This window comes from Streptomyces sp. McG3 (genome assembly GCF_018619185.1).
Lineage (GTDB): Bacteria > Actinomycetota > Actinomycetes > Streptomycetales > Streptomycetaceae > Streptomyces.
In genome coordinates this window covers 1-3823 of record NZ_JAAXYC010000489.1, presented here as the reverse complement: position 1 = coordinate 3823, position 3823 = coordinate 1, and the positions used below count along the sequence as shown (strand labels likewise).

The 3823-nt window shown below is 71.8% G+C and carries 1 protein-coding gene; it reads right to left on the bottom strand.

Features of this window, described 5'->3' with window-relative positions; translation table 11 throughout:
* The coding region (locus tag HET64_RS37445) for an SDR family NAD(P)-dependent oxidoreductase (RefSeq protein WP_374105607.1) at positions 1–3823 on the bottom strand (3823 nt) is incomplete at both ends.

The following is a 3823-nucleotide window of genomic DNA, read 5'->3' as shown; positions in this document are numbered from 1 at the left end:
ACCCGACACCAACCACGGCACCGGCCCCTCACCCGCCGGCACGGCAGCAGAGGGCTCAGCCCCATCCCCATCTCCGGCGGCAGCAGGCTCAGCGACAGGAGGCTCCTCCAAAATCACGTGCGCGTTCGTGCCGCTCACGCCGAACGAGGACACGCCCGCCCGCCGAGGCCGGCCGTCGGCGTGCCACGGCACCGACGCGGTCAGCAGACGCACGTCCCCCGCCGACCAGTCCACATGCTGCGACGGCTCGTCCACGTGCAGCGTCTCCGGCAGCTGACCGTGCCGCATCGCCATCACCATCTTGATGACCCCGGCCACACCGGCGGCCGCCTGCGTGTGCCCGATGTTCGACTTCACCGAACCCAGCCACAACGGACGCCCCTCCGGCCGGTCCTGGCCGTACGTCGCCAACAACGCCTGCGCCTCGATCGGATCGCCCAGGCTCGTACCCGTACCGTGCGCCTCGACGACATCCACCTCGCCGGCACCGAGACCGGCGTTCGCCAGCGCCTGCCGGATCACCCGCTGCTGGGAGGGACCGTTCGGCGCCGTCAGACCGTTCGACGCACCGTCCTGATTGACCGCCGAACCCCGCAGCACCCCGAGCACCTGGTGACCGTTCGCCACTGCTTCGGAAAGTCGTTCGAGCAGCAGTACACCGGCGCCCTCGCCCCAGCCCGTACCATCGGCTCCCGCAGCGAACGGCTTGCACCGCCCATCGGGCGCCAGACCCCGCTGCCGGCTGAACTCCACGAACGCACCCGGCGTCGACATCACGGTCACACCACCGGCGAGCGCCAACGAACACTCACCGGCCCGCAGCGCCTGCGCCGCCAGATGCAACGCCACCAGCGACGACGAACACGCCGTGTCCACCGTCACCGCCGGACCCTCCAGCCCGAACACATACGCGAGACGGCCCGACACCACACTCGCCGCGTTCCCGGTCGCCAGGTATCCCTCGGCGGCGATCCCGGCGCCGCCCAGCAGGGAGACGTAGTCCTGGCCGTTCGTGCCGACGAAGACACCGGTCGGGCTGGTGCGCAGTGACTCCGGAGCGATGTGCGCGCGCTCCAGCGCCTCCCAGGTCACCTCAAGGAGCAGCCGCTGCTGCGGGTCCATGGCCAGTGCCTCGCGCGGGTTGATCCCGAAGAACTCGGCGTCGAACTCATCGACGTCGTGCAGGAAGCTGCCGGTTGTGGCGTAGCTGGTTCCCGGGCGGTCGGGGTCCTCGTCGAAGAGCGCCGACAGGTCCCAGCCCCGGTTCGTCGGGAACTCGGTGAGGGTGTCATCGCCCGTCGCGACCAGCCGCCACAGGTCCTCCGGCGAACGCACATCGCCGGGGAAACGGCAGCTCATCCCGACGATGGCGATGGGGTCGTCGTCCACCGGTGCACCGGCCGGTGCGGGCAGCGCCGAGGCGGCAGCGGTGTGACCGCCGAACAGCTCCGTCCGCAGATGCGCGGCGAGCACCCGTGGGGTGGGGTGGTCGAACAGCAGGGTGGCCGGGAGGCGCAGGCCGGTGGCGCCGCGCAGGCGGTCGCGGACTTCGACAGCCGTCAGCGAGTCGCAGCCGAGGTCGCGGAAAGCCCGGTCCTCGTGGATGTCCGTCGGCCCGGTGTGGCCGAGTACCTCGGCCGCCGCCGTGCGGATCACGTCGAGCAGTGCGTCGTGCTGTGCGGGCTCGTCGAGGGAGCGCAGCCTGCCGACCAGCGGGAAGTCGCCGGTGCTCGCCTCGTCGTCGGCCTGTTCCCCGGCCTCTGCCTCGTGTGCCTCCGCGATCTCGTCGAACAGGCGGCTGTCGCGGACCGTCAGGTACGTCCGGGCGAAGCGGCTCCAGTCGACGTCGGCGACCGTGGCCGTGGTCTCGTCCCGGTCGAGGATCTGCCGGAGTGAGCTCAGCGCCCGGTCGACGGGCATCGTGGTGATGCCTCGGCGGGCGAGCTGTACTGCGGCGTCGCCCTCCGCCATGCCATCCCCCGCCCAGGCCCCCCAGGCCACCGAGGTCGCGGTCAGCCCCCGGTCACGGCGTTGCCGGGCCAGCGCGTCGAGGAACGCGTTCGCCGCCGCGTACGCGCTCTGGCCGCCGCTGCCCCAGATTCCCGCGATCGAGGAGAAGAGCACGAACGCGTCGAGGTCGGTCCGGCCGAAGAGGGCGTCGAGATGGAGCGCGCCGAGTGCCTTCGCCGCCATGGTCTGCCGGAACTCCTCGGGCCGCACCTCCGACAGCGCGCCCGTGAGGCCCAGGCCGGCGGCGTGCACCACGACGCGGATCTCCGCGCCGTCGGCCCGGACCCGGCGGACCACCTCGTGCAGTTGCTCGCGGTCCGCCACGTCGCAGGCGGCGACGGTGACGCGAGCTCCGGCAGCGGTGAGCTCGTCACGCAGCGCTGCGGCCTGCGGGGCGCCGGGACCCCGGCGTCCCACCAGGACGACGTGCTCGATGCCCTCGCGCACCAGCCACCTCGCGACATGCCCTCCGAGAGCACCGGTGCCGCCCGTGATCAGCGCCGTGCCCCGGGGTCGCCAGGTCGTCGCGGTCGCGGCTGCACCGTCCGCCCTGCGTACCCGGCGTGCGAGCACCCCGGCGGTACGGATCGCGACCTGGTCCTCGCGGTCCGTACCGGCGAGGACGCGGCAGACCAGGTCGCAGGTGTTCTCGTCCGACACCGCCGGAAGATCGATCAGGCCTCCCCACCGGCCGGGCTGTTCCAGTGCGGCCACCCGGCCCATGCCCCACACCAGCGCGGCGGCGGGATCACTCGTCGGTTCGTCGCCGTTCGTGCTGACGGCACCGCGGGTCACGGACCACAGGGGTGCGTCGACACCGGCGTCGTCCAGGGCTCGGAGCAGCGTGACGGTGTCGGTCACCGTTCCGGGCAGCCGGTCCGGGAACGCTTCCGTTCCCGCGCCGTCCGCCACGGCGAGGAGGGAGAGAACACCGCTCGGCGCGAGGGTGTCGCCGCATGCCTCGGTCAGCCGGCGCGACATTTCCTCGGCCGTGACGTCCACGGGGACGACGATCCGGACGGCCTGCCCGCCGGCCCGGCCGACCGCGGCGGCGATTCCCGGGGCGTGGTCGTCGGACCGGGTGAGCAGGAGCCAGGTGCCGGACAGGGTGGTGGGGACCGCAGGCTCGGGTACTGGTGTCCAGGTGACGTGGTAGCGCAGGCCGGCGAGGGCATGACGCTCCTGGCGGCCACGCCGCCACGCCGTCAGGACCGGGAGAACAGCATCGGAGGGGGTGTCCCCGTCGAGCCCCAGCGCCTCCAGATCATTACGCTCGACCGCCTCCCAGAACTCCGCCGTACTGGGATCGACGTCCGGCTCCACAACAGAGGACCGGGCCGACCCCTCCAACCAGTAACGACGACGCTGGAAGGCGTACGTCGGCACCTCCACCGGAGGTCGCATACGGGAAACCCACTGGTCCCAAGCCACATCAACCCCATGGACATGGAGCCGGGACAGACCCGTCAGCAGACTCGTCGCCTGGTCACGGTCACGCCGCAGGAAACTCGCGACAACCTCACCATCGGGCACGTCCAGCGCCGCGGACAGAGCCGGCTGCGGACCGACCTCGGCCCACACCCGAACACCCAACCCCCGCACCGTACTTACCGCATCAGCGAAACGCACCGGCCGACGGGCATGCTCCACCCAATACGCGGGACTGCCGAAGTCGGCACCCGCGACCTCACCCGTCACCGTCGACACAACCGGGATCCGGGGCGCCTCGAAGGGCAGGCCGGCTATCGACTGGGAGAACTCCTCCAGCATCGGGTCCATCAACGGCGTGTGAAACGCGTGACTCACCGGGAGC